The organism is Paraburkholderia fungorum, assembly GCF_902833645.1.
Lineage (GTDB): Bacteria > Pseudomonadota > Gammaproteobacteria > Burkholderiales > Burkholderiaceae > Paraburkholderia > Paraburkholderia fungorum.
Genome location: NZ_CADFGE010000001.1, coordinates 1,267,892 through 1,293,499, shown reverse-complemented (window position 1 = coordinate 1,293,499; position 25,608 = coordinate 1,267,892). Strand labels below are relative to the sequence as shown.

Annotated in this window: 22 protein-coding genes; 6 read left to right on the top strand and 16 right to left on the bottom strand. The window is 60.9% G+C overall.

Going from position 1 to position 25,608, the window contains the following annotated elements; all coding sequences use genetic code 11:
* Positions 1–50 precede the first annotated feature (50 nt).
* The 14 genes from rsmG to HWX91_RS05720 all read right to left on the bottom strand — a co-directional run bounded on the left by rsmG (position 51) and on the right by HWX91_RS05720 (position 18,903).
* Complete coding sequence (gene rsmG / locus HWX91_RS05785) at positions 51–734, bottom strand: 16S rRNA (guanine(527)-N(7))-methyltransferase RsmG (RefSeq protein ID WP_028198429.1); 684 nt, start codon at positions 732–734, stop codon at positions 51–53.
* On the bottom strand, positions 731–2,689 hold the full coding sequence (gene mnmG / locus HWX91_RS05780; protein WP_028198428.1) for a tRNA uridine-5-carboxymethylaminomethyl(34) synthesis enzyme MnmG: 1,959 nt from the start codon (positions 2,687–2,689) through the stop codon (positions 731–733). Before mnmG ends, rsmG begins: the two co-directional genes overlap by 4 nt.
* 175 nt (positions 2,690–2,864) lie before the next feature.
* Positions 2,865–3,617, bottom strand: coding sequence for an ABC transporter ATP-binding protein (locus HWX91_RS05775; RefSeq protein ID WP_174459557.1), 753 nt, complete (start codon positions 3,615–3,617; stop codon positions 2,865–2,867).
* An 11-nt stretch (positions 3,618–3,628) separates the two neighbouring features.
* Positions 3,629–5,413: a branched-chain amino acid ABC transporter ATP-binding protein/permease gene (locus tag HWX91_RS05770; protein ID WP_051743507.1), complete on the bottom strand. Its 1,785-nt coding sequence runs from the start codon at positions 5,411–5,413 to the stop codon at positions 3,629–3,631.
* 4 nt (positions 5,414–5,417) lie between these two features.
* A complete protein-coding gene (locus HWX91_RS05765; protein WP_028198425.1) occupies positions 5,418–6,473 on the bottom strand; it encodes a branched-chain amino acid ABC transporter permease in 1,056 nt (351 codons plus the stop codon).
* Positions 6,474–6,683: 210 nt separating this feature from the next.
* The gene (locus HWX91_RS05760) at positions 6,684–7,844 is read right to left on the bottom strand and encodes an ABC transporter substrate-binding protein (protein ID WP_028198424.1); all 1,161 of its coding nucleotides are present in this window, start codon (positions 7,842–7,844) and stop codon (positions 6,684–6,686) included.
* Between the two features lie 394 nt (positions 7,845–8,238).
* Complete coding sequence (locus HWX91_RS05755) at positions 8,239–9,405, bottom strand: ABC transporter substrate-binding protein (protein ID WP_028198423.1); 1,167 nt, start codon at positions 9,403–9,405, stop codon at positions 8,239–8,241.
* Positions 9,406–9,924: 519 nt separating this feature from the next.
* The gene (locus tag HWX91_RS05750) at positions 9,925–10,896 is read right to left on the bottom strand and encodes a branched-chain amino acid ABC transporter permease (protein WP_028198422.1); all 972 of its coding nucleotides are present in this window, start codon (positions 10,894–10,896) and stop codon (positions 9,925–9,927) included.
* Positions 10,896–11,780: a branched-chain amino acid ABC transporter permease gene (locus HWX91_RS05745; protein WP_028198421.1), complete on the bottom strand. Its 885-nt coding sequence runs from the start codon at positions 11,778–11,780 to the stop codon at positions 10,896–10,898. Before HWX91_RS05745 ends, HWX91_RS05750 begins: the two co-directional genes overlap by 1 nt.
* A 196-nt stretch (positions 11,781–11,976) precedes the next feature.
* Entirely contained in the window at positions 11,977–13,191 is a 1,215-nt protein-coding gene (locus tag HWX91_RS05740; protein WP_028198420.1) for an ABC transporter substrate-binding protein, read from the bottom strand.
* Positions 13,192–13,242: 51 nt separating this feature from the next.
* Positions 13,243–14,001 (bottom strand): ABC transporter ATP-binding protein, encoded by a 759-nt coding sequence (locus HWX91_RS05735; RefSeq protein ID WP_028198419.1) that lies wholly within the window; start codon positions 13,999–14,001, stop codon positions 13,243–13,245.
* On the bottom strand, positions 13,998–14,777 hold the full coding sequence (locus HWX91_RS05730) for an ABC transporter ATP-binding protein (RefSeq protein ID WP_028198418.1): 780 nt from the start codon (positions 14,775–14,777) through the stop codon (positions 13,998–14,000). The genes HWX91_RS05735 and HWX91_RS05730 overlap by 4 nt, the downstream gene beginning before the upstream one ends.
* Positions 14,778–15,022: 245 nt before the next feature.
* Complete coding sequence (locus HWX91_RS05725) at positions 15,023–16,729, bottom strand: GMC family oxidoreductase (protein WP_028198417.1); 1,707 nt, start codon at positions 16,727–16,729, stop codon at positions 15,023–15,025.
* Between the two features lie 635 nt (positions 16,730–17,364).
* Entirely contained in the window at positions 17,365–18,903 is a 1,539-nt protein-coding gene (locus HWX91_RS05720; RefSeq protein ID WP_028197599.1) for a CoA-acylating methylmalonate-semialdehyde dehydrogenase, read from the bottom strand.
* 133 nt (positions 18,904–19,036) lie between these two features.
* Between HWX91_RS05720 and HWX91_RS05715 the strand changes: the two genes are divergently transcribed.
* A complete protein-coding gene (locus HWX91_RS05715) occupies positions 19,037–19,936 on the top strand; it encodes a LysR family transcriptional regulator (protein WP_028197600.1) in 900 nt (299 codons plus the stop codon).
* Between the two features lie 237 nt (positions 19,937–20,173).
* Positions 20,174–20,710, top strand: a complete 537-nt coding sequence (locus HWX91_RS05710; RefSeq protein ID WP_028197601.1) for a class IV adenylate cyclase — start codon at positions 20,174–20,176, stop codon at positions 20,708–20,710.
* 89 nt (positions 20,711–20,799) lie between these two features.
* Here the strand turns inward: HWX91_RS05710 and HWX91_RS05705 are convergent, their stop codons facing one another.
* On the bottom strand, positions 20,800–21,291 hold the full coding sequence (locus HWX91_RS05705; RefSeq protein WP_028197602.1) for an Lrp/AsnC family transcriptional regulator: 492 nt from the start codon (positions 21,289–21,291) through the stop codon (positions 20,800–20,802).
* Positions 21,292–21,439: 148 nt separating this feature from the next.
* Between HWX91_RS05705 and phhA the strand changes: the two genes are divergently transcribed.
* Together phhA and HWX91_RS05695 are read left to right on the top strand one after the other, a co-directional pair.
* On the top strand, positions 21,440–22,330 hold the full coding sequence (gene phhA, locus HWX91_RS05700) for a phenylalanine 4-monooxygenase (RefSeq protein ID WP_028197603.1): 891 nt from the start codon (positions 21,440–21,442) through the stop codon (positions 22,328–22,330).
* Between the two features lie 49 nt (positions 22,331–22,379).
* Complete coding sequence (locus tag HWX91_RS05695; RefSeq protein ID WP_255246799.1) at positions 22,380–22,724, top strand: 4a-hydroxytetrahydrobiopterin dehydratase; 345 nt, start codon at positions 22,380–22,382, stop codon at positions 22,722–22,724.
* 94 nt (positions 22,725–22,818) lie between these two features.
* Here HWX91_RS05695 and HWX91_RS05690 read toward each other — a convergent pair whose 3' ends face one another.
* Positions 22,819–23,043: a DUF3717 domain-containing protein gene (locus HWX91_RS05690; protein WP_028197605.1), complete on the bottom strand. Its 225-nt coding sequence runs from the start codon at positions 23,041–23,043 to the stop codon at positions 22,819–22,821.
* Between the two features lie 181 nt (positions 23,044–23,224).
* Between HWX91_RS05690 and HWX91_RS05685 the strand changes: the two genes are divergently transcribed.
* Together HWX91_RS05685 and HWX91_RS05680 are read left to right on the top strand one after the other, a co-directional pair.
* Positions 23,225–23,911 (top strand): response regulator transcription factor, encoded by a 687-nt coding sequence (locus tag HWX91_RS05685; RefSeq protein WP_028197606.1) that lies wholly within the window; start codon positions 23,225–23,227, stop codon positions 23,909–23,911.
* Between the two features lie 143 nt (positions 23,912–24,054).
* Positions 24,055–25,557, top strand: a complete 1,503-nt coding sequence (locus tag HWX91_RS05680) for a sensor histidine kinase (protein WP_028197607.1) — start codon at positions 24,055–24,057, stop codon at positions 25,555–25,557.
* Positions 25,558–25,608 lie beyond the last annotated feature (51 nt).

The window sequence follows — 25,608 nt, the reverse complement described above, 5'->3', positions numbered from 1 at the left end:
AGTAGGAAGCGTTTTGTAGCTGGAGTGCGCCCCGAGCGTGCCGGTGGCCGTCAGTTGTCGGCGTCCACCAAAACCTTGATCAGATGCCGCTCTGCGTCGAGCGACGGCACGTTCAGCCGAATGATCTGCTCTACGTGAGCACCCGCCGGCAGGCGCTCGATCTCACCATCCGGGCGCACGCCCTTCATCGCCCAGATCGCGCCCTGCTCCGCAACCAGATGACGGGCCAGTGTAACGAAATCCGCGAGCTCTGCGAATGCGCGCGACACGATTACGTCGAACTTCGCCGGTACTTCGGCGCCCGGCTGCAAAGTCTCGACGCGGCCCGTGACGACCGACAGATTCGCAAGGCCCAGTTCGGCTTTGGCCTGCGCCTGAAAAGCCGTCTTCTTGTGAACGATATCGTTCACGGTGACGGTCCAATCGGGCAGCACAATAGCCAGCACGATACCAGGGAGGCCACCACCGGAACCCACGTCCAGCACGGAAGATGCGCCGCGCGTAGCAAGATGCGGCACGATCGATAGCGAATCCAGGATGTGCTGAATCAGCATCTGCCGCGGATCGCGAATCGCCGTCAGGTTATAGACGGCGTTCCACTTGGACAGCAGCGCAACGTAGTCGAGCAGTTTGCCAAGTTGCGCGTCGCTCAGATCGAGGCCGAGTTCGCCTACGCCGCTTGCCAGCAGCGGCGCCAACGCCTCGTTACCGCCTCCCTTCTGCACCAGCGTCATTGCACCACCGGCGTGCTATCGGTGCCGGGTTCGGCGGGTTTCGCGGCACGACGTCCCAAACCACGCTTCAGGTGAACCATCAGCAAGGAGATCGCCGCCGGCGTAATGCCGGAGATACGCGACGCCTGACCGATGGTTTCGGGGCGGAATTGCGTCAGTTTCTGACGCGCTTCGAACGACAGCCCTCTTACCTCGGCGTAATCCAATCCCTCAGGCAAACGCGTGCTTTCGTGCGACTCATTCCGCTCGATCTCATCGGCTTGACGGTCGATATAGCCCTGATACTTGATGCCGATCTCAATCTGCTCCTTGATCTGGGCGAGCAGAACGTCGTCTTCGGCCAATATTTCAGGCGCAGCGCACGCGCCTGCGCGCAAACCGCAGACGCCGTCGTACGTCACGCCCGGACGACGCAGCAAGTCAGCGAGACTATATTCGTGGTCGATCGGTTTACCGAGCAAAGCAGTCGCCTCTTCCGCCGATAACGTCTTAGGATTGACCCACGTCGCGCGAAGACGCTCTGTTTCACGTGAAACAGCATCCCGCTTGCGGCTGAATGCGTCCCAACGAACGTCGTCGACCACGCCGAGTTCGCGCCCAATCTCGGTCAGGCGCATATCGGCGTTATCTTCACGCAGACTCAGCCGGTATTCGGCGCGGCTCGTGAACATGCGGTACGGCTCCGACACTCCACGCGTGACCAGATCGTCGACGAGAACACCCAGATACGCCTGATCGCGGCGCGGGCACCATGCATCCTTGCCCTGCACCTGCAAGCCGGCGTTGATCCCCGCCAGCAAACCTTGCGCAGCAGCTTCTTCGTAGCCGGTTGTGCCGTTGATCTGGCCCGCAAAGAATAGCCCGTTGATCACTTTGGTTTCCAGCGACGCCTTAAGCCCACGCGGATCGAAGTAGTCGTACTCGATCGCATAGCCTGGCCGCAGAATATGCGCGTGCTCCAAGCCCCGCATCGAACGTACGAGCTCCAGTTGTACGTCGAACGGCAGACTGGTGGAAATCCCGTTGGGATAGAACTCGTTCGTCGTCAGCCCTTCCGGTTCGAGGAAGATTTGATGCGATTCCTTCGACGCGAAACGGTGAATTTTGTCCTCGATCGACGGACAGTACCGCGGCCCGACCCCTTCGATCACGCCCGTATACATCGGCGATCGATCGAGACCTCCGCGGATAATGTCGTGCGTACGTTCGTTCGTATGCGTGACCCAGCACGGTACTTGACGCGGATGCTGCTCCGCACGTCCCAAAAACGAGAAAACTGGCACCGGGTCCAGATCGCCCGGCTGCTCTTCCAGCATCGAAAAATCGATCGTCCGCCCGTCGATTCGCGGCGGCGTGCCGGTCTTGAGACGGCCTTGCGGCAGCTTCAATTCCTTGAGGCGGGCAGACAACGATACCGCAGCCGGGTCCCCGGCGCGGCCGCCCGTGTAATTGTTCAAACCCACGTGAATTTTGCCGTCGAGGAATGTCCCGGCCGTCAGCACCACGGCGCGCGAGCGGAAACGAATCCCCACCTGCGTGACCGCGCCGACCACCCGGTCGCCCTCCACCATCAGATCGTCGACCGCTTGCTGGAACAGCCATAGATTCGGCTGATTCTCCAGCCGATGCCGGATCGCCTGCTTGTACAGCAGACGGTCCGCCTGCGCGCGCGTTGCGCGAACAGCAGGCCCCTTCGAAGAATTGAGGATGCGGAATTGAATACCGCCCTCGTCCGTCGCGGCCGCCATGGCTCCGCCAAGCGCATCGACTTCTTTGACCAGATGGCCCTTGCCAATCCCGCCAATGGACGGGTTGCAGCTCATCTGACCGAGGGTCTCGATGTTATGCGTCAGTAGGAGCGTGGTATTGCCCATGCGAGCCGAAGCCAAGGCGGCTTCGGTGCCGGCATGACCGCCGCCGACGACGATTACGTCAAATTCTGTGGGAAAAAGCATCGCGGATCTCACGCCAGATCGTCGCGTGAGCCTTTCAAAGGAAAATGTATGGGCGAATTATAACGGGTTCGGTTTAGGCCCGAATTTCGTCCGAATGGCCAGGCAACAAAAAAGCGGTGTGTTTCACGTGAAACACACCGCTCTGAACCACGCCGATTCAACCGAAAATAGAGACCTAAGCCACTTTCTTGGCCAGCCCCAGATACGTCTCAATCACGCGTGGATTTTGCGCCAGATCGGCTGCGGGCCCCTCCAGCGCCAGCTCACCGGTTTCAAGCACGTAACCATAATCGGAGATCTGCAGCGCAGCACGGGCGTTTTGCTCGATCAGCAGCGTGGCAACACCGGTCTGCCGCAGCGCACTAATGATGTGGAAAATTTCCTTCACGATCAGCGGCGCCAGACCCAGACTCGGCTCGTCAAGCATCAGTAGATCGGGTTTGCCCATCAACGCACGTCCGACCGCGAGCATCTGCCTTTCGCCACCCGACAACGTACCGGCTGCCTGCTTCCGACGCTCTTTCAAGCGAGGAAAAAGCGTAAAGACCGGTTCGAGTTGATCGAGAAAGTTACGCTCCCCTGCCCGCTTGCGCCGATACGCGCCGAGCACCAGATTGTCTTCAACAGTCATCGACGCAAACAGTTCGCGCTTTTCCGGCACCAAACACATGCCGCGCGCAACCCGCTTTTCGACTGGCACGGCGCTGACGTCTTCACCCTGGTAAAGGACCGCGCCTTTCGCATGCCCCGTAGTGGGCAGTGCGCCCATGATCGCGTTCAGCAACGTGGATTTACCCGCGCCGTTCGGCCCAATCACCGAGACAATTTGCCCGGGCCGCACTTTAATCGCGGCGCCGTGCAGCGCTTCAACCTTGCCATAGCGGACCGACAAACCATCCACGTCGAGAATCGGTGCGGTTGCATTCATCGTATTCTCCATCACTCCACCCCACCCAGATAAGCTTCAAGCACCGCCGGGTCTTGCTGGACATCCTGCGGCAAGCCTTCTGCGATCCGCGTGCCGAACTCCATCACCACCAGCCGGTCGGTGAGATTCATCACGAAATCCATATCGTGCTCGACCAGCAGCACGCTCATGCCTTCAGCCTTCAGCCGACGCAGCAAGTCCGCCAGCTGCAGCTTTTCCTGATACCGCAGACCAGCGGCGGGCTCGTCCAGCAACAGCAGAGTCGGGTCACAGCACAACGCACGTGCAATTTCGAGAATGCGTTGTTGCCCCAACGCCAGGCTGCCCGCCTCGTCGTACATGTGTTGCTCCAGCCCGACACGACGAATCTGCCGTGCCGCCTCAGCCATCAGGCGTGCTTCCTCGGCACCGTTCAGCCGCGCAACACTGCGCCACACGCCGGCTTGGCCGCGCAGATGCGCGCCGATCGCAACGTTCTCCAGCACCGTCATGCCCGGCAGCAGCTTGACGTGCTGGAAAGTGCGCCCAATGCCGCGCTTGACGATTTCACGTGAACTCAGCGAATCGATGCGTTCGCCGCGGAAGGTGATCTCCCCGCTCGTCGCTTGCAGCACGCCCGTGACCAGATTGAAGGTGGTCGACTTGCCGGCGCCGTTCGGGCCGATTAAACCGATGATCTGCCCTGCTTTCACCTCGAAGCTGACATCGTTCACCGCGACCAGACCGCCGAACTGCTTCCGAGCTTTATTCAGCGTCAGCAAGTTTTCGCCTGCGGCCGGTTTGCTGCGTTGCGGCAACGGCTCGGCATGGTCCGACAGATGCGCGCGCGGCCCCTTCGGGAAAAACCGCGCGACAAACGGCCAAACGCCTTGGCGAGCGTATTGCAGCAGCAAAACCATCAGAATGCCGAACACGATCACTTCGAAGTTGCCGTTCTCGCCCAGCAGCTTCGGCAGCAAGGTTTGCAGATAGTCCTGCAACACCGTCAGGATCGCCGCGCCGAGCACCGCGCCCCAGACATGCGACACACCACCCACCACCGCCATGAACAGAAATTCGATACCGTGGTTCAGACCGAACGGCGTCGGATTCACCGCGCGCTGCAGATGGGCGTACAGAAAGCCGGAAATCGATGCCAGCACCGCGGCATAGACAAAGATCACCACCCGCATCCACGCCGTGTTGACGCCCATCGCCTCGGCCATCATCCCGCCGCCGCGCAAGGCGCGGATCGCTCGCCCCGGCCGGCTATTAAGCAGGTTTTGAACAGAAATCACCGCACCGAGCACCACCACCCAGATCAGGTAATAGATATGGCGGCCGGACTCCAGGTCGATGCCAAAAACATTCAGCACGGGAATTCCATTGATGCCGTCGTACTTGCCGAGCATCTCCAGGTTGCCGAACAGGTAGAACAGCGCCAGCCCCCACGCGATTGTCCCGAGCGGCAGAAAGTGGCCCGACAGCCGCATCGTCACGAGGCCCAGCATCAGCGCGATCAACGCCGTCACCACCACGCCCGCGATCAACGCGAGCCACGGCGAGACGCCGTACTTCGTGGTCAGATACGCGGTCGCATACGCGCCGATACCAACGAACGCTGCCTGCCCGAAGCTCGTCATCCCGCCGATACCTGTCAGCAGCACGAGACCGATCGCGACGATCGAATAGAGGCCGATATAGTTGAGCAACGTCACCCAGTACTCGGGCACGTGAATTGGGTGCGGCAGCACCGGCAGCGCGAACAGCACCACGAGGAACAACCAGAAGAACTTGTTTTGCATGATCCGTTTCATCGTGTCACTCCTCTTCCTCTTCCGAGTGCGGGCTGGCCAGACTTCGCCACAGCAGCACCGGGATGATCAGCGTGAACACGATCACTTCCTTGTAAGCGCTCGCCCAGAACGACGAATACGACTCCAGCAAACCGACGAGGATCGAACCCGCGGCAGCCAGCGGATAGCTGACCAGGCCGCCGATAATCGCCCCCACGAAGCCCTTCAAACCGATCAGGAAGCCGGAGTCGTAGTAGATGGTGGTCAAGGGTGCGACGAGGATGCCGCACAGCGCACCGAGGCCCGCAGCGAGCGTGAACGCGAGACGCCCCGCCTGCGTCGTACCGATGCCGACGAGCCGCGCGCCGAGCCGGTTCACCGAAGTCGCGCGCAACGCCTTGCCGGAAATGGAGCGATCGAAGTACAGATACAGGCCGCCGATCAGCACCACCGCCGTGCCGACCACCCACAAACTTTGTCCGGAGATCGACAGGCTGCCGAGAGTGAAGGTCGCGTCGGAGAACGCCGTGGTGCGCGAGCCTTCCGCACCGAACATCACGAGCCCGAGGCCGACCATCGCAAAGTGCACGGCCACCGCCACGATCAGCAACAGCAGCGTGGTTGCCTCCGCGATCGGCTCATAGGCGAGCCGGTAGACGAACGGTCCCATCGGAATGACGATCAGCAGCGTCAGCGCGATCTGCGCGATCATCGGCAGCGGGTGCAGGAAAACGCCTTGCGTGAGCGCGTAGACCGCGACCGGGAACAGCAGATATTTGCCGACCAGCATCACCAGCGTGCGAGCCGCATGCCGACGCCTTTCGGGGTGCCGCACCAGCCCCGCGATCTCGACCACGAAGCACGCCGCGCCCATCGCCATCAGCAACCAGCACGTCGCAGGAAATTTTTGCGTCTGCAGTGCGGCAAGCGTCAGCGCACCGTACGACACAAACTCCCCCTGCGGGATAAAGATCACTCGCGTCACAGAGAACACCAGCACCAGCGCGAGCGCGAGCAGCGCGTAAATCGCGCCGGTAGTGATGCCGTCCTGCGCGAGGATCGCCGCAATTGATAGATCCATACTTCCTCGTCCTGAAGCGTCGAAATCGAAATCGGGAAACAGTCGTGGCGGCAGAACCCGCGGCCGGCCACCGGCCTGCAATGCCAGAAAAGGCGACCGCCGCGCCGGGACACGGCGCGGCGGTCGTTGCCATTGTTATCGAACAGAATGGCAATGCGGCATCAGTCATGCGCCGCAAGTTGCGCGAGAGGCGCGTACCGCTTTTTGTTGTTAGTCGTTCTGCAGCTTCCACTTGCCGTCGACGATCTGCACGATCACGCGTGCACGCTTGTCGAGGCCATTGTGGTTGGTCGGCGTGGTGTTCATGATGCCGTGCGAGACCGGCAGTTCCTTGATGTTTTCCAGCGCGCTACGCAGTGCTTCGCGGAACGCCTCGGTGCCCGGCTGAGCGGTCTTCAGTGCGACCGGAATCGCAGCTTGCAGCATCTGACCGGCATCCCATGCGTGACCGCCGAACGTCGCCACCGAACCCGTGCCATACGCTTTCTCATACGCCGCCTTGTAGGCTTCCGACGACTTCTTCACCGGGTTCGAATCCGGCAATTGATCCGCCACGAGGATCGGGCCGGCCGGCAGGAATTCGCCTTCGCAATCCTTGCCGCATACGCGCAGGAAGTCGTTGTTCGCGACACCGTGCGTCTGATAGACCTTGCCCTTATAGCCGCGCTCCTTGAGCGTTTTGGCCGGCAGTGCCGACGGCGTGCCCGCGCCGGCGATCAGCACCGCGTCCGGGTTCGCGCTCATCGTCTTCAACACCTGGCCGGTCACCGACGCATCGGTACGGTTAAAGCGTTCGTTGGAGACGATCTTCAGATTGTGTGCCGCAGCCGCAGCGGTGAACACGTTGTTCCAGCCGTCCCCGTATGCATCCGCAAAGCCGATAAAGCCGACCGTCTTTACGCCGTGATGCTCCATGTAGTCGGCGATCGCGTCAGCCATCAGGCTGTCGTTTTGCGGCGGTTTGAAGGCCCATGCGCGCTTGGCGTCCATCGGCGAGATGATCGCGGCCGATGCCGCCAGCGAGATCACCGGCGTCTTGCCTTCGGCTGCGGGATCGAGCATCGCCAGCGAATTCGGCGTAACGGTCGAACCGATGATGGCGTCGACGTGGTCTTCGTCGATCAGCTTGCGCGTGTTCTGCACGGCCTTGCCGGTATCCGATGCGTCATCGAGGATGATGTATTGCACCGTCTTGCCGCCGATCTCTTTCGGCAGCAACGCGATCGTGTTCTTTTCAGGAATCCCGAGCGATGCGGCCGGCCCCGTGGTGGACAGCGTGACGCCAATTTTCACCTGCGCGAAGGCAGCGCCCGCGCCGCACATCAACGCCATCGCGATACCGGTGCGTACCCATTGCTTTGTCTTTTTCATGCAAGTCTCCAAACGCTTTGAAGCGCGTATCTGTAAGCCGGCGCACGGGCCGGGTGTCTGAATCTAGTTATAGGGTTCAGGCATGCCAAGCATGGTTTTCCCTGCTCAGCGTCAACGCCCTCGCCGTTCTGGTGCTACTCCCCTGCTGCGAACCACTGCTGCGACTTCTTATGCACCAACCACTAACATGTTAGTAGTATTGCGTTTTGCATCAATTGCGGTCAATAGACTGTCGCCCGAATGCGGGTTTGTCCCGAAACCCGCTACCCAGCCACGTTGCGTTAACCCCACTTTGACCGCTCTTTCATCACCTTTCATCGAACGCGGTCAATAAAAAAGACGCGTCAACTGCTCGCGTCTTTTTTGATGGGGTCCCGTATCGCTTCGCCTTCGCTCAGTCGCCGGACAGCTTCCACTTACCGCCGACGATCTCCACCATCACACGCGCCCGCTGATCGAGACCAGCATGGTCGTTCGCGCTCATGTTGAAGATGCCGTGGGAAGCGGGCATGTCTTTCGTGTTTTCGAGTGCCGCACGCAGCGCTTCGCGGAACGCAGGCGTGCCCGGCTGGGCTTTCTTTAGCGCAAGCGGAATCGCGCGTTGCAGCAGCAAGCCTGCATCCCATGCGTGACCGCCGAATGTCGACACCGAACCGGCGCCGTATGCGGCTTCATACGCATGCTTATACGCGAGCGAAGTCTTCTTCACCGGGTTCGAATCGGGCAGTTGCTCCGCCACCAGCAGCGGACCGGCCGGCAGATAGGTGCCTTCGCAATCCTTGCCGCACACACGCAGGAAGTCATTGTTGGCGACGCCGTGCGTCTGATAATACTTGCCCTGGTAGCCACGCTCCTTGAGGGTCTTCTGCGGCAACGCAGCCGGGGTGCCCGCGCCGGCGATCAGCACCGCGTCGGGATGCTGCGACATGATCTTCAGCACCTGGCCGGTCACCGAAGCATCGTTACGCGCGAAGCGTTCGTTCGCGACGACCTTGATCTTCGCGAGATCGGCCGCCTTGCCGAACTCCTTGAACCAGCTTTCGCCATACGCATCCGCGAAGCCGATGAACCCGACTGTTTTCACGCCGTGATTCGCCATGTGCTGCGCGATCGCGGTGGCCATCAGAATGTCGTTCTGCGGCGTCTTGAAGACCCATGCGCGCTTCGCGTCCATCGGTTCGACGATGCTCGCCGCCGCGGCCATGGAAATCATCGGCGTAGTGCTTTCTGCGGCGACGTCGATCATGGCCAGCGAGTTCGGCACGACGGTCGAACCGATCAATGCATCCACGTGATCTTCGCTGGTGAGCTTGCGCGCGTTCTTGACGGCCTGGGTCGAATCCGTGGCGTCGTCCAGCACGATGTAATCGATTTTCTGGCCCGCCACCTCTTTAGGCAGCAGCGCGATTGTGTTCTTTTCCGGAATACCAAGCGATGCAGCCGGCCCGGTTGCCGATACCGTTACACCGATTTTCACGTCCGCGAATGCATGGCCGCTCCATGCTGCGGATACTCCCGTTGCGACCAATGCCGCGCTTATCCAACGCAATGCCGACTTCATCCTGCTCCTCGAACTACCCCGTCATTCAATTGAATTTAAATCCGTGAATTTCAATCGCCGACCAGGCGGTCGGTGAATGGCGAGTTTAGCGGACGAAAGCCCCGCACTGCAAGCATTTTGCAGGCTGGAAACGGATGAATCCGGACGTGGTTCGGCGAATAAAAAAGCGTCACCGAATTAGCGGAAGATTTGAATGGCGCTTTATGAAAAAGCCAAATAAAAAGCGCTGTTGGATATCAATCCAACAGCGCTTTCGTCTGGGCACTGAGTGCCTCATTGTCTCCTCGTTCTCCACCTGCAAAATTCGTGGTGCATCAGAACTGCATGAAGATTAAACGAGCACCTAATCCCTTACAACTAGCAATTACCCTAGTGGTGCACTGCGGCACAAATTTGGGGCACGTTTCGCGCGCCTTTGACGGCGGGTGTCAATTCTCGCACAACACAGGAGCAACTCTGGCCGATTCAAAGGTACCGAATTATATCGGAGACCAAATCAATTTAAATTCTGCTGCCGTTTCAGGCTCGCAATGGCCGCACTCGCGCGACAATCTCACCGACAATGCCGCGTCGGAACGCCAGCACGCAGGCAATGAAAATCAAGCCCGTCACGATGGTCACGGACTCGCCAAGCGAGCGGAACCAATCGATTCCGGTAGTGGCTGCCAGCGCCGTGCCGATATCGCCGAGCCGGTCTTCGAGCGCCACGATCAGCGTCGCGCCGAGCAGCGGGCCGAACAAGGTGCCCATGCCGCCGACGAGCGTCATCAGGATCACCAGGCCCGACATGGTCCAGTACGCGTCGCTCAGCGTTTCAAAGCCCTGCACCAGCACCTTGAGCGAGCCCGCCAAACCGGCCAGCCCCGCGGACAGAATGAAAGCCAGCAACTTGAAGCGATTGGTGTCGTAGCCCAGCGACACGGCGCGTGGCTCGTTCTCCTTGATCGCCACCAGCACTTGTCCGAACGGCGAGTGCACGATTCGCACGATCAGCAGGAACGCCGCCACCATCACGGCCAGCACGACAAAATAGAGCGTCGCGTCCGGCGACAGGTCCAGCAAGCCGAACAGCTTGCCGCGCGGCACGCCTTGCAGCCCGTCCTCGCCGTGCGTGAACGGCGCCTGCAGGAACACGAAGTAGACCATCTGCGCGAGCGCCAGCGTCACCATCGCAAAGTAGATGCCCTGCCTACGGATCGCAAACAGGCCGACCACCAGACCAAGCAGCGTCGCCGCAGCAGTGCCGGCCAGCACCCCCAGTTCCGGCGAGAAGCCGAGCGTCTGCATTGCATAGCCAGTGACATAACCGGCCGAGGCGAGAAACATCGCATGACCGAACGAGAGCAAACCGGTGTAGCCGATCAGCAGATTGAAGGCCGCCGCGAACAACGCGAAGCACATCACCTTCATGACGAACAGCGGATAGATGCCGAGCACGGGCACCGCGAGCAGCGCGATCAGCAGCAGACCGTAAAGCACTTTTCTCTGCATCATTTTTCCTTGCCGAAGAGACCCGCCGGGCGCACCAGCAACACGAGCGCCATGATCACGAAGACGACGGTCGCCGACGCTTCCGGGTAATACACACGCGTCAGCCCTTCGATTACGCCGAGCATCAGGCCGGTCAGAATCGAGCCCATGATCGAACCCATGCCGCCGATCACGACCACCGCGAACACGGTGATGATCATGGGCTGGCCCATCAGCGGCGAGACCTGAATCACCGGCGCGGCCAGCACGCCGGCGAATGCCGCCAGCGCGACGCCGAAGCCATAGGTGAGCGTGATCATCAACGGCACGTTGACCCCGAACGCCTCGACCAGCTTTGGGTTTTCAGTGCCTGCGCGCAGATAGGCGCCAAGGCGCGTCTTCTCGATCACGAACCACGTCGCGAAGCAGATCACAAGTGACGCCACCACCACCCACGCGCGATAGTTCGGCAGGTACATGAAGCCGAGATCGGTCGCGCCGGAGAGTGCTGCGGGCACGTCGTAGGGCTGGCCGGAAGAACCGTAGATCGAACGGAACACACCTTCGACAACCAGCGTGAGTCCAAAGGTGAGCAGCAGCCCATACAGATGATCGAGCTTGTACAGCCAGCGCAACATCGAGCGTTCGATCACGATGCCGAACACGCCGACAATCAGCGGTGCGAGCACCAGCATCACCCAGTACGGCAGACCGAAATACGACAGGCCCATCCACGCGAGCATCGCGCCAAGCATGAACAACGCGCCGTGCGCGAAATTGATCACGTTGAGCAAGCCGAAGATCACAGCAAGGCCTAGGCTCAGAATCGCGTAAAACGAGCCGTTCACGAGCCCCAGCAACAACTGGCTCAGCATCGCCGGTAGCGGAACGCCAAAGATTTCCATTGAAGCCTTAATCCGTTAAGCCGTCGTCAGGGTGAGATCGGTTATGTACGGTCCGCCCAGCGTGCAATGGGCGAGTCATCCGCCCGACCGCGTGCCGGCATGTGAAGCGCCTGCCGTCATCCTGTGTACCAACGTGGCAGTATGCAATGCCCGCCGGTCAAGGCAGGATGACGTTCATCTGGTTATCAGCCTGCGCTTACTTCCACAACGCGCAGCGCGTCTGCGCCTTGGTCGTGAAGGCCTGTTCACCCGGGATCGTCGCCATGATCTTGTAGTAGTCCCACGGCTCTTTGGATTCGGCCGGCGTCTTCACCTGCATCAGGTACATGTCGTGGATCATGCTGCCGTCCTGACGGATGTAGCCCTTCGCGTAGAAGTCGTCGATCTTGGTCTTCTTCAGTTGCGCCATCACCTTATCGCCGTCTGTCGAGCCGACGGCTTTCACCGCGTTCAGATAGGTCATGGTCGCCGAGTAGTCAGCCGCTTGCAGGCTCGACGGCATCTTCTTCATCTTGTCGAAATAGCGCTGCGCCCACTTGCGCGTGGCGGCGTCCTTGTTCCAGTACCAGCTGTCTGTCAGCACGAGACCTTGCGTGGTTTCCAGACCCAGACTGTGCACGTCGTCGATGAACATCAGCAGCGCGGCCAGCTTCATCGTCTTCGTGATGCCGAATTCCTTCGCGGCCTTGATCGAGTTGACCGTATCGCCGCCGGCATTCGCGAGGCCAAGGATCTGCGCCTTCGAGGCCTGCGCCTGCAACAGGAACGACGAGAAGTCCGAAGCCGACAGCGGCGCGCGCACGGCGCCCAGCACCTGGCCGCCATTCGCCTTCACGACGTCCGAAGTCGCCTTTTCCAGTGCCTTGCCGAACGCGTAGTCGGCCGTCAGGAAGTACCACGTCTTGCCGCCCTGCTTCGTCACGGCCGAACCCGTGCCGTTGGCCAGCGCCGTGGTGTCGTACGCGTAATGGACCGTATACGGCGTGCACTGCTCGTTGGTCAGCGTGTCGGCGCCGGCGCCGATATTGATGTAGACCTTGTGCTTCTCGCCGGCCACCGTGTTCATGGCCAGACCGGTTGCCGAGTTCGTGCCGCCGATCAGCAGATCGACGCCATCACGATCGAACCATTCACGCGCGCGCGACGAGGCAATATCCGCCTTGTTCTGGTGGTCGGCGTAGACCAGCGTAATCGGCTTGCCGTTCACCTTGCCGCCGAAGTCGGCGATCGCCATGCGGATCGCTTCGAGGCCGCCCTGGCCGTCGATGTCCGCATACAGACCCGACAGGTCGGTGATGAAGCCGATCTTCACCGCATCGTCGGCCGCTTGCGCGCTCGTCATCGTCAACGCGGCGCCGGCGGCAACCGCGAAACATAGTGTGGCAAGCCGCGCGAGTGGGTTCTTTTTCATTCCTGTCTCCTGTTTCTTCACTTGTGGTTATCAGAGGCAATCGGACGCTTTTTATACGCCCAGTAGGTCGTGCAACACCGGCATCTTGCTTTCGAGCTCGTTGGCCTCAAAGTGCTCGACGATCGCACCGTGCTCCATCACGTAAAAGCGATCGGCAAGTGGAGCGGCAAAGCGGAAATTCTGTTCAACCATCACGACCGTATAGCCGCGCGCCTTGAGCGTCATGATCATGCGTGCCAGCGCTTGCACGATGACGGGCGCGAGGCCTTCCGAGATTTCATCGAGCAGCAGCAGACTCGCGCCGGTACGGAGAATGCGCGCGACGGCCAGCATCTGCTGTTCGCCGCCCGAGAGCCGTGTGCCCTGGCTCGTGCGGCGTTCCTGCAGATTCGGGAACATCGAATAGATTTCTTCGAGCGACATCATGTGGGCTTTGTCGCCGACGGGTGGCGGCAGCAGCAGGTTTTCCTCGCATGAGAGGCTCGAAAAAATGCCGCGCTCTTCCGGACAGTAGCCGATGCCGCAATGCGCGATGCGATGCGTGGGCAGGTTGATGGTTTCGCGTCCGCCGATGCGGATCGAACCGGTGCGTCGGCCCGTTAGCCCCATGATCGCGCGCAGTGTGGTGGTGCGCCCCGCGCCGTTACGGCCCAGCAGCGTGACAACTTCGCCGCGGTTCACCGTCAGATCGACGCCATGCAGGATATGGGACTCCCCGTACCATGCCTGCAAACCCGCGATCTCCAGCGCGGGGGCACCCCCAGCCGTGCCGCTCACCTCGACGCTTTCGCGCTCGGCAATCGTATTCATGCGTGGGCTCCGGCAAGCGCAGCGTCCGCGCTGCCCATATAGGCCTGCATCACCAGCGGATTCTTCGACACTTCGGCATAGCTGCCTTCGGCGAGCACTTCGCCTCGTTGCAGGACGGTGATGGTGTCGGAGATCCCGGCGATCACGTTCATGTTGTGTTCGACCATCAGGATCGTGCGGCCGCTCGAGACTTTCTTGATCAACGCCGTGACGCGATCGACATCTTCATGGCCCATGCCTTGCGTGGGTTCGTCGAGCAGCATCAACTCGGGCTCCATCGCGAGTGTGGTGGCAATTTCGAGCGCGCGCTTGCGGCCATATGAAAGCTCGACCGTCAATACATCGGCGAAATCGGTCAAACCCACTTGCGTGAGCAGATCCATCGCCCGATCGTCGAGTTGATGCAGTGTGCGTTCGCTCTTCCAGAAGTGAAATGCCGTGCCGAGCACGCGTTGCAGACCGATGCGCACATTCTGCAATGCTGTCAGATGCGGAAATACGGCGGAGATCTGAAACGAGCGGATGATGCCGCGCCGGGCGATTTGCGCCGGGCGTTCATTGGTGATGTCGATCCCGTTGAAGACGATCTGGCCCGCAGTCGGTTCCAGAAATTTGGTGAGCAGATTGAAGCAGGTGGTCTTGCCAGCCCCATTGGGGCCGATCAGCGCATGGATCGAACCACGGCGCACGCGCAGGTTCACCCCGTTCACGGCAATGAAGCCTTTGAACTCGCGGGTGAGGCCGCGCGTTTCGAGAATCGTATCGCCGAGAATCATGTTCCCTTCCATACGGAGTAAGGCGAAGCACTACGATCTTCCGCGCGAACGGCTGCGCGACGTTTGATAACGGCGACACCCCCGTGCCGCTCGTTGGCGTGCTGCACCAATCGGGACGGTAATCCATGGGGCGGCACGCAGCATGGCTGCCATTGTCGCGCCAATGATGCAGCGCATTCATTGGGATTTGCACTTAGTGGATGACGACTGCATGCGCCAAACCCAAGGCTGGCCCTCCATGCGTGTCACACGGCGGACACAGACGGCGCCGCACTTGTTTGAACCGGGACGCCGCCGGCCACGCGTGCGCGACGGTCTTCGCGGATCATGTCGCTGGCGCGTTCGGCGATCATCAGCGTCGGCGAATTGGTGTTGCCCGAGGTGATAAGAGGCATGACCGATGCATCGACTACACGCAATCCGTCCACACCGAGCACGCGTAAGCGGTTGTCGACGACGGTGCCGGGATCGTCGGCGGTGCCCATGCGGCAGGTGCCAACCGGATGAAAGATGGTGGTGCCGACCGCGCCTGCGGCCTGTTGAAGCTCTTCCTCGGTCTGGTACTGGATGCCGGGCAGAATCTCCTGCGGCCGATAGGGTGCGAGCGCGGGGGCCGCGGCGATGCGGCGCGTGAGGCGTAACGCGTTGGCGGCGACACGCCGGTCGTAGTCGGTGGACAGGTAGTTCGGTGCGATCAACGGTGGCGTCGAAGCATCGGGTGATTCGATATGAATACTGCCACGCGAGGTCGGCCGCAACTGGCACACCGACGCGGTGAACGCGTTGAAGCGATGCAGCGGTTCACCAAAGCGATCCAGCGAGAGCGGCTGCACGTGATACTCGAGGTCGGGGCGCGTAAGCTGGCGGTCGTCCGGATCGGATTTGGCGAATGCGCCGAGTTGCGATGGCGACATCGACATGGGGCCGCTTTGTAAAAAGGCGTACTGCATGCCGATCATCAGCTTGCCCCACCAATGGGCGGAGGCGGTATTGAGCGTGCGTACGCCGTCGACTTTATAGGCCATGCGCAATTGCAAATGATCCTGCAGATTCTCGCCGACGCCGCGCAGATCCTTTACGACCTCGATGCCAAGATTCTGCAGACGCGCGCCGTTGCCTATTCCTGAGAGTTCGAGCAATTGAGGCGAGTTGACTGCGCCGGAACTGAGGATCACTTCGCAACGGGCTTTGGCAAGATAGTCGGTGTTGTCGCCACGATATTCGACACCTACGCAGCGACGTCCTTCGAACACGACGCGTTGGGTGTGTGCTCCGGTGATGACGGTGAGATTCGGACGCTTGAGCGCCGGACGCAGGAATGCTTTCGAGGCATTCCAGCGGATGCCGCGTTTCTGATTGACGTCGAAGTAGCCGACGCCGGTGTTGTCGCCGCGATTGAAGTCGTCGGTGGCGGGTATGCCGGTTTGTTGCGCCGCTCGCGAGAACTCCTCGAGGATCTTCCACTTGAGACGCTGCTTTTCCACACGCCACGGGCCGCCTGCTCCGTGCGATTCGGATGCGCCGGCGTGGTGGTCTTCGCTACGTTTGAAGATGGGGAGGACGGCGTTCCAGGACCATGACGCGTCATTGGTGACGCGGGCCCATTCATCGTAGTCTTCGCGCTGGCCGCGCATGTAGATCATGCCGTTGATCGACGAACTGCCGCCTAGCACGCGTCCGCGGGGATATGAGAGGGAGCGGCCGTTCAGGCCGGGTTCCGATTGGGTTTTGTAGAGCCAGTCCGTGCGGGGATTGCCGATGCAGTAGAGGTAGCCTACCGGTACGTGGATCCAGTGGTAGTCGTCTTTGCCGCCGGCTTCCAGGAGCAGGACCTGGATTTCCGGGTCTTCCGATAGGCGGTTGGCGAGGACGCAACCTGCTGTGCCAGCGCCTACTATGATGTAGTCGAATTCGCCTTCCAGGCGGGGGGGTGTTTTTTTTGTGATGCTCATGGTTTTGTCTCCTAAGCTTTTTTTGCCGGGTTGGCGGATTTTGTTGTTGATCTGGGTCTTTGGCCTTTCCTTGTTTTGTTATCGGTCTATTAGCGTTCCCCCTGTGCGGGGGGGGGCACCTACTTTTCTTTGCCTGCCGCAAAGAAAAGTAGGCAAAAGAAAGCGGCTCAAACCGCTAATTCTTAAGCGGGTCCCCCGCGCAGCCACGGTAGTGGTGCATCTGGAATCTGTGCCCTCGCACACTCCGCCTCAGTGACAAGGCAGTCATACCTCCGGCGACGCTGCGCGCGCCGACGCCCAGTTCATTACACCATCAGTTATGCAAAGCACCTCCGGTTTCCCCGGCAGACCCGTCCGCGACGCACGCAGTGCGGAGTGGGAGCTGATGAACGCCTTGTCACTAACGCGGAGTGCGCGAGGCGACGGATTCCAGATGCACCACTACCGCTACTGCGCGGGGAACCCACTTATGAGCTGGCGGGGTGAGCCGCTTTCTTTTGCCTACTTTTCTTTGCGGCAGGCAAAGAAAAGTAGGTGCCCCCCCGCACAGGGGGAACGCTAATAGACCGATAACAAAACAAGGAAAGGCCAAAGACCCAGATCAACAACAACCCCGCCAACCCGGCAAAAACCAGTTACTTAGCCACCGGCATAGTGAACTCAGCCCCCTTCCCAATACTATCCGGCCACCTCTGCATAATGCTCTTGTAGCGCGTATAAAACCGCACCCCCTCCTCCCCGTAGGCATGATGATCCCCAAACAGAGACCGCTTCCACCCACCAAAAGAATGCCACGCCATCGGCACAGGAATCGGCACATTAATGCCCACCATGCCGATCTGAATCTGCCGCGAAAAAGCCCGCGCCACGCCACCATCGGAGGTGAACAACGCCACCCCATTAGCAAACTCGTTAGCGTTGATAAGCTCCACAGCTGAAGCGAAATCCGGCACCCGCACAACACACAGTACAGGACCGAAAATCTCTTCGCGATAAATCTTCATGTCGGTCGAGACATCGTCGAACAACGTGCCGCCGAGAAAGAACCCCTTCTCATGCCCGGCCACCTGATGACTCCGCCCATCGACAACCAGCTTCGCACCCGCCGCCACGCCGGCATCGATATAACCCACTACTTTCTCGCGATGCGCCGCCGTCACCAACGGCCCCATCTCGGCTTCCTTTTCCATCCCGTTCAAAATCTTCAGGCTCTTCACTCGCGGTGTCAGTCGCTCGATCAACTCATCGGCAATATGCCCCACCGCAACGGCCACCGAAATCGCCATGCAACGCTCGCCCGCCGACCCATACGCGGCGCCGATCAACGCATCCACCGCCTGATCGAGATCCGCGTCCGGCATCACCACCAGATGATTCTTCGCTCCCCCCAGAGCCTGCACACGCTTGCCGTGCTTCGTGCCTTCCGTGTAGATATATTCCGCAATCGGCGTCGAACCGACAAACGACAACGCACTCACCTCGGGATGCACGAGCAACGCATCCACCGCGACCTTGTCGCCATGCACGACGTTGAACACGCCATCCGGCAATCCTGCCTCTTTCAGCAATTCAGCCAGTCGGTTCGAAGCGGAAGGATCACGCTCCGACGGCTTCAGCACAAACGTATTGCCACATGCAATCGCCACCGGAAACATCCAGCACGGCACCATCATCGGGAAATTGAACGGCGTAATGCCGGCGACCACGCCCAACGGTTGACGCAGATTCCAGTTGTCGATGCCGCCGCCAATCTGGTCGGTGAAATCGGTCTTCAACAGATTCGGAATGCCGCACGCAAATTCGACGATCTCGATGCCGCGCATCACCTCGCCCTTCGCATCGGAAAACACCTTGCCGTGCTCACGCGTGATCAGCTCCGCCAGTTCGTCATGGTGGCGGTCGAGCAATTCCTTGAACTTGAACAGCACGCGGGCCCGCTTGATCGGCGCGGTTTCGCTCCATGCAGGAAACGCGGCACTGGCGGCCGCGACCGCCGCATCCACCTCGGCGACGCTCGCCAGCGGCACGCGCGCGCTCACGCTGCCAAGCGCAGGATTGAAGACGTCGCCGAAACGGCCGCTCGTGCCTTCAACCGTCTTGCCGTTGATGAAATGGGTCAGCGCGCGTGCGCTTGTCTCACTGCGCACGGCCTCGTCCTGATATGTCTCGCTCATTGTCCTGTCCTCTTCCTGTGAAGGTCTTCCGCCCATTGCCAGCAGCGTGATCAACGCAAGCGTACGGCGCTTCGAGGCGACAAATCCAATGAGTAATGCTCAACTGCGCTATAAGCCGCGCTAATATCAGGATATGGATCTGACTCTGCTACGGGCGTTCGTCACCGTCGCGCGCGAGGGCAACCTCACGCGCGCGGCGGTGCAACTTCACCTGACCCAGCCTGCCGTCAGCCTGCAAATCAAGCATTTGCAGGAGACGCTCGGCGTGACGCTGTTCACGCGGACCTCGCACGGGCTTTCGTTGACCCGCGACGGTCAGGCCCTGCTGCCCCACGCGGAACGCGCGCTGGGCGCGGCGAGCGACGTGCAGCGCGCGGCGGCATCGCTGCGTCATGAAGTGCGCGGCCGACTGCGGATCGGCACGATTCTCGATCCGGCTTTTCTGCGTCTCGGCGGCTTTCTCAAGCAACTGGTGGAAACCTGGCCGCACATTGAAACGGCCTTGCGCCACGGCATGTCGGGCTGGGTGCTGGAGCAGGTTCGGGCGGGAGAACTGGACGTCGGTTACTACATCGGCCTGCCCTCCGACGACGCTGGCCGCGACAGCGCCGCCTTTCACGCCGTCACGCTCACGCACTTCCAATACCGCGTGCTCGCGCCGGCAGGCTGGAAAGATCGCGTGAAAGGCGCACGCGACTGGCGCTCGCTTGCCGCGTTGCCGTGGATCTGGACGCCGCCCGCCTCCGCGCACAATCGATTGTTGTCGCGCTGCTTCGACGAAGCCGGCGTAAAACCGGTTAAGGTGGCGGAAGTGGATCAGGAGCCGTCGATGCTCGATCTGGTCAAGTCGGGCGTCGGTCTGACGCTCGCGCGCGATGCCACGGCGATCGCCGAAGCGCATGCACACGCGTTGACCATCGTCGAAGGCATCACCGTACCGACCCAGCTAAGCTTCATCACGCTGGCCGAGCGCCGGGACGAACCGGCAATTGCCGCCGCGTTGAAGCTGATCGAGCAGCAATGGGCGACATAGGGTCATATAAGTGCCGCACAACAGGCCGAATATGCCGCGGATATGAGCGGCGCTCATGACAGCCGCATCGCGTTCGGCTGAAACAACGTCGTCACGCGCTTTTTTGTTAGATTGAGGGTTCGCGCTCACGCGCCGGCCCGCTTCGTTTCCGTTCCGTCTGACCTTGCCCTTCCCGGCAGCTTCGCCCCGGCAACACCGGAAGCTGCCGACCACGCCATCCTTCGACAGGAGCCTGACATGGCACGCAACATTGAAATCAAAGCCCGCGCCCAGCACTTCGAGCAACTGCGCGAGCGAGCCGCAAAGCTTGCACCGGACGCCCCGCTGATCTTCCGCCAACAGGACTTTTTCTACGACGTGCCGCGCGGCCGCCTGAAGCTGCGCCAATTCGACGACGGCACGCCGGCCGAACTGATCTTCTATCAGCGCGACGACCGCGACGGCCCAAAGGCGTCGTACTACACGCGCAGCCCGGTGACCAACCCTGAAGCCATGCACGCGTTGCTGGCGACGGCGCTGACCACGCGCGGCATCGTCACGAAGGAGCGCCATGTGTATCTGACGGGCCGTACGCGGATCCATCTGGACCGGGTCGACGGTCTGGGCGACTTCGTCGAACTCGAAGTCGTGCTGGCGCAGGACGACGACGAAGAAAGCGGCCATGCCGAAGCGCACGCAATGTTCCAGACTCTTGGCGTGCCGGAATCGGACCTGGTGGCGGTGGCCTACGTCGATTTGCTCAGTCCGGACAGTGAACCGAAGCAAGCCGCGTAAACCTAAGACGAATCAAGGGCCGCGAAGACCCGCCTCCTGAAACCGCGGCCCTTAAGCCTCTCAGCACCGAAACACTGTAAGCCGCTGCCTCAAACAGCGGCCGCCCCCGGCGACAGATGACCCAGCGGCAAAGGCCCATTGCGCTTGAACGTGGTCAACACGATATTGGAGCGCACGCTGTCCACGCCCGGCACACGCATCAGCTTCTTCATCACGAAGGTCGACAGATAATTGAGGTCGGGTGCCACAATGCGCAACAGATAGTCGGCGTCGCCGACCACCGCGTGACATTCCAGTACTTCCGGCAGCACGTCGATCTGCTGCTGGAATTGCTCGATGATCGAGTCGCCGTGATGCTTCAGCTTCAGACTCGTAAAAGCAGTCACGCCAAGCCCCAATTTTTCTGGGCGCAACACGACACGATAGCCGTCCACCACCCCCACCTGCTCCAGGCGCTGCAAGCGCCGTCCGATCTGCGACGGCGACAGCGGCACCTGCTCAGCCAGTTGCTGATGCGTAGCCCGGCCGAAGCGCTGCAACACGTCCAGCAGCGCGAGATCGAAGTGATCGAGTTCCAGCATGATTTATATCCGCATTGAATCCGTATTTATTGCACAATTATTGCATATCGCAATGCCATAACGCCATCATTGCGCCCTTTCCGCACGCTCGCCGCTCTACACTTGCATCACCGTTTCAACCCGCAGTCACCGCAGAGCGTGCAGCATCATGTCCACAGCCAACACCGCCAAACTCAAAGAGCAATTCGACGCCGGCCTCGAAACTCGCGCCGACTTCACCATCGATCAGCCGACCGACCGGTACGGCGCCGTCGACCACGCGGTATGGCAGCAGCTTTATGCGCGTCAAACGGCGTTGCTCAAGGGTCGCGTGTGCGATGAATTTCTGGCGGGCGTCGACCGTATCGGCATGCCGTCCGATCGCGTGCCCTCGTTCGACGAAATCAACGCCAGGCTGACGCCCGCGACCGGCTGGCAAATCGTCGCCGTACCGGGACTTGTGCCCGACCAGGTGTTCTTCGAGCATCTGGCAAACCGCCGCTTCCCGGTGACGTGGTGGATGCGCCGTCCCGACCAACTCGATTATCTGCAGGAGCCGGACTGTTTTCACGATCTGTTCGGCCACGTGCCGCTGCTGATCAATCCAGTGTTCGCGGACTACATGCATGCATACGGCCGCGCCGCGCTTGCCGCTAACGACGCCGGCGCGCTGCCGCTGCTCGCGCGGCTTTATTGGTACACAGTCGAGTTTGGCCTGATCCGCGACGCGGCAAGTCCCAACGGCGTGAAGATCTACGGCGCGGGCATCGTATCGAGCAAAGGCGAGACGCTCTACAGCCAGCAAAGCGCGGCGCCGAACCGGCTTGGCTTCAATCTAGAGCGCGTGATGCGTACGCGCTACCGCATCGACACGTTCCAGAAAAGCTACTTTGTCATCGACGACTTCGCGCAATTGTTCAGCGTGGCGCAAACCGATTTCGCGCCGCTGCTGGCGAGGCTCGCTGCGCAGCCGGCCTTCGCCGCAGGCGACGTGCTCACGTGTGATGACGTCCTCACGCGGGGCTCGCAGGAAGGCTGGCAAGCCGACGGCGATATCTGAAAACACAATCGGAGCAATCCGACAGCAGGCTGACGGCATCCGTGAAAAAATAGCGGATGCGCATGCCCACTGGCGTGCCGGTTCAGATCAACGAGGTCGCATCATGATTAATAAACTCACTTCCGAAGAACGCGCCACGCTAATGACGGAACTGCACGGCTGGCAAGCCGTAGCGGGCCGCGACGCGATCCAGCGCCAGTTCAAGTTCGCCGACTTCAACGAAGCATTCGGTTTTATGACACGCGTGGCAATCAAGGCGCAGGAGATGGATCACCATCCCGAATGGTTCAACGTGTACAACAAGGTGGAGATCACACTGTCGACGCACGAAGCCAATGGCTTGACCCAGCGGGACATCAAATTGGCACAATTTATCGACAGTATTACAGCTTAATACAAGCGCTTAGGTACCTCGATGCGCCCTGCATCGAGCGATTTGACGGTAATGAAAGGGCATTGCAGGCAAGCCGGCGCCCAAACCTTCAGTTCTACAGGCTATTATTAAGGCGGACGTAAGAATCCCACGCTTGCCTGGCAATCCCGTCCAAACGATCCGGCGATAGCGTCTGCTGACGCTGTACAATCATCAGCGCATACGGCTTGGAGAGCGCGCTTGCCTCCTTGCACAGAACGAGTTCGTCGCCGCTCGAAGGTGAGCGGGCGCGCCAGAAGTTGATTGCGGCTTCCAGTTCGTGAATGCTTATCTCGGACATGACGTCGTGCTCGCCCGGTGGCTGCTGTTTGGCTGCCAGTGCAACTTCAGGCTGCTCGATAGCTGTTTCGTGACCACCTTGTGCCATACCGGCACGGCCACGCAGCATGCTGCCTGTGCAGCAGGCGCTCCGGCGAACCGCTTGCCCAGACGCCTAAAACCATTGTACTTGAGCGAAATCCATGCGACTCCTTCTGATCGAAGATGACCGCCCCATCGCACGCGGCATCCAAAGCAGTCTCGAACAAGCCGGCTTCACCGTCGACATGGTCCATGACGGCATTTTCGCCGAACAGGCCCTCACCCAAAATCGCCACGAGCTGGTGATCCTCGATCTGGGCCTGCCCGGGATCGACGGCATGACGCTGCTCGCGCGCTTCCGTCAGAGCAATCGCCACACGCCGGTGATCATCCTGACCGCGCGCGACGAGCTGAACGACCGCGTACAAGGCCTGAATTCGGGCGCGGACGACTACATGCTGAAGCCGTTCGAACCCACCGAACTCGAAGCACGCATTCGCGCGGTGATGCGCCGCAGCGGTCCGCACGGCGACATGCCGCGTCCGGAAGTGTCGCTGGGCGGTGTGCGTCTGTCGGGCGTCGATCGCCGCATTTTCAACGATGACAAGCCGCTCGAACTGTCGCCGCGTGAATTCGCCGTGCTCGAAATGCTGCTGCTGCGCCATGGCCGCGTGGTCAGCAAGGCTCAGTTGCAAGACCATCTGACGCACTTCGGCGGCGATCTCGGCGACACCGCGATCGAAGTCTACGTGCACCGGGTGCGTAAAAAGCTCGAAAACTGCCGTGTCGAAATCGTCACGGTGCGTGGCTTCGGTTACCTGTTGCAGGAAATCCGCCAGGCCGCATAATCGCCACAAGGGCCGCACGCTGTGTTGCGGCCTGACGGCGCCGGGCCAGCGCCGCGCACTCGGTGCGCAGTTCGCCGGCAACCGGCAAGTTTTCACGGCGCCGCGGTGTGTTTCGCCGTTGCCCCTTTCCTGCGCGTTCGATCATGCCCCAGCCGGCCGCCAATAGTCTGCGCCGCACGCTGCTGCGGCGCCTCGCTGCTCCCCTTTCGCTGCTCGCCCTGATGAGCGGCCTGATCGCTTACTGGCTGGCGTGGCAGTACACGCAGCATGTGGTGGACAGGTCGCTTGCCGATCTCGCTACCGCGATCTCCAAACAGATCCAGATTGCCGGCCCTAACGCGAAGGTAACGGTGCCGCCGCTCGCGCAGGCCATGTTCTCCGATCCGGTCGAACATCTCGTCTATCGAATCAGCACCGGCGAAACCGAGATCGCCGGCGACCACAATCTGCCGCTGCAAGGCACCAGCGTGCGGCGCATGCACTATGCGTACGTCTTCGAGACGCAGCATCAGGGCGTAACGGTGCGCGTGGCGCAGGTGCGCGTCGATCAGCCCAGCGGTAATCCGATCGTCGTCGAAGTCGGTCAGCCGGTGCATCATCGTTTTCGCATCGCCGCCGAGTTTCTGGTCGCGATCATGATGCCGCTGCTGTTGCTGCTGCTGGCCGGGTGGGCGATCGTGTGGCGAGTGGTCAATCAACAGCTCAATCCGCTCACCGATCTCGCCGACTCGCTGAACCGGCAGACCCACACGTCGCTCGAGCCGGTGGACGAAACCTATGTACCAGTCGAAATCCGGCCCCTTACCGGCGCGCTTAACGCGCTGCTCGATCGCCTGAAAACCGCCCTCGACGGCCAACGCAAATTTATCGCCGACGCCGCGCATCAGTTGCGCACGCCGCTCACCGCCGTCAAGCTGCATGCGGAGCAAGCCGCGGTCGCGCGCGACCCGCAGCAGACGCTTGCGGCGGTCCGTGAGCTGCGCGCAGCCGCCGACCGTGCCGTACGGCTGTCGAATCAGTTGCTTTCGCTGGCGCGCGCCGAACCGGGCGAACAAGCCGCACGCTTCGTGAACGTGGATATGGCCGCGCTCGCATTCGATACGGGTGCGGAATGGGTGCCGCGCGCGCTGACGTTCCATGTCGACCTCGGCTTCCAGCGGCTCGACGATCCGGCCAACGATCATCCGCTGATGGTGCGCGGCAATCCGGTGCTGCTGCACGAAGTGATCGCCAATCTGCTGGATAACGCGCTCAAGTACGTGCCGCCTTCACGCTTCGATGGCGGCCGGATTACCGTAACGGTGTCGCAAACCGTGATCGACGAACTGCGTATGGCGGAGATCATCGTCGAGGACAATGGGCCCGGCGTACCGTACACACAGCAAGCCGATCTGTTCAAACGATTCTTCCGCGGCGACGGTCAGAGCGAAGCCGGTGTGGATAGCGGCGCCGGCCTCGGTCTCGCAATCGTTCATGACATCATGGTGCTGCATCACGGCAGCGTGCATTACGAAGATGCGCCGGAAGGCGGGGCGCGCTTCATCGTGCGCATTCCGCTGATTCCGATCAGCGTTCACCACGACGTGGATATCGAGGCGCGGCGTCCGGTAAAAAAATCGGCGCACTCGGCGCCGATCGATATCTGATTCTGCAGCAGCTCAACCCGCTGCCAAGGGCCGCCTCGAGTTCACCAAGGT

Excerpts from the sequence above, each read along its gene's own strand:
- HWX91_RS05715 (WP_028197600.1), top strand. The coding sequence starts at position 19,037 with ATGGATCTGACTCTGCTACGGGCGTTCGTCACCGTCGCGCGCGAGGGC.
- HWX91_RS05750 (WP_028198422.1), bottom strand. The coding sequence starts at position 10,896 with ATGCAGAGAAAAGTGCTTTACGGTCTGCTGCTGATCGCGCTGCTCGCG.
- HWX91_RS05755 (WP_028198423.1), bottom strand. The coding sequence starts at position 9,405 with ATGAAGTCGGCATTGCGTTGGATAAGCGCGGCATTGGTCGCAACGGGA.
- HWX91_RS05765 (WP_028198425.1), bottom strand. The coding sequence starts at position 6,473 with ATGGATCTATCAATTGCGGCGATCCTCGCGCAGGACGGCATCACTACC.
- HWX91_RS05685 (WP_028197606.1), top strand. The coding sequence starts at position 23,225 with ATGCGACTCCTTCTGATCGAAGATGACCGCCCCATCGCACGCGGCATC.
- HWX91_RS05745 (WP_028198421.1), bottom strand. The coding sequence starts at position 11,780 with ATGGAAATCTTTGGCGTTCCGCTACCGGCGATGCTGAGCCAGTTGTTG.
- HWX91_RS05775 (WP_174459557.1), bottom strand. The coding sequence starts at position 3,617 with ATGAATGCAACCGCACCGATTCTCGACGTGGATGGTTTGTCGGTCCGC.
- HWX91_RS05760 (WP_028198424.1), bottom strand. The coding sequence starts at position 7,844 with ATGAAAAAGACAAAGCAATGGGTACGCACCGGTATCGCGATGGCGTTG.
- HWX91_RS05690 (WP_028197605.1), bottom strand. The coding sequence starts at position 23,043 with ATGTCCGAGATAAGCATTCACGAACTGGAAGCCGCAATCAACTTCTGG.
- HWX91_RS05740 (WP_028198420.1), bottom strand. The coding sequence starts at position 13,191 with ATGAAAAAGAACCCACTCGCGCGGCTTGCCACACTATGTTTCGCGGTT.
- mnmG (WP_028198428.1), bottom strand. The coding sequence starts at position 2,689 with ATGCTTTTTCCCACAGAATTTGACGTAATCGTCGTCGGCGGCGGTCAT.
- HWX91_RS05680 (WP_028197607.1), top strand. The coding sequence starts at position 24,055 with ATGCCCCAGCCGGCCGCCAATAGTCTGCGCCGCACGCTGCTGCGGCGC.
- HWX91_RS05720 (WP_028197599.1), bottom strand. The coding sequence starts at position 18,903 with ATGAGCGAGACATATCAGGACGAGGCCGTGCGCAGTGAGACAAGCGCA.
- rsmG (WP_028198429.1), bottom strand. The coding sequence starts at position 734 with ATGACGCTGGTGCAGAAGGGAGGCGGTAACGAGGCGTTGGCGCCGCTG.
- HWX91_RS05770 (WP_051743507.1), bottom strand. The coding sequence starts at position 5,413 with ATGAAACGGATCATGCAAAACAAGTTCTTCTGGTTGTTCCTCGTGGTG.
- HWX91_RS05725 (WP_028198417.1), bottom strand. The coding sequence starts at position 16,729 with ATGAGCATCACAAAAAAAACACCCCCCCGCCTGGAAGGCGAATTCGAC.
- HWX91_RS05730 (WP_028198418.1), bottom strand. The coding sequence starts at position 14,777 with ATGATTCTCGGCGATACGATTCTCGAAACGCGCGGCCTCACCCGCGAG.
- HWX91_RS05710 (WP_028197601.1), top strand. The coding sequence starts at position 20,174 with ATGGCACGCAACATTGAAATCAAAGCCCGCGCCCAGCACTTCGAGCAA.
- phhA (WP_028197603.1), top strand. The coding sequence starts at position 21,440 with ATGTCCACAGCCAACACCGCCAAACTCAAAGAGCAATTCGACGCCGGC.
- HWX91_RS05705 (WP_028197602.1), bottom strand. The coding sequence starts at position 21,291 with ATGCTGGAACTCGATCACTTCGATCTCGCGCTGCTGGACGTGTTGCAG.
- HWX91_RS05735 (WP_028198419.1), bottom strand. The coding sequence starts at position 14,001 with ATGAATACGATTGCCGAGCGCGAAAGCGTCGAGGTGAGCGGCACGGCT.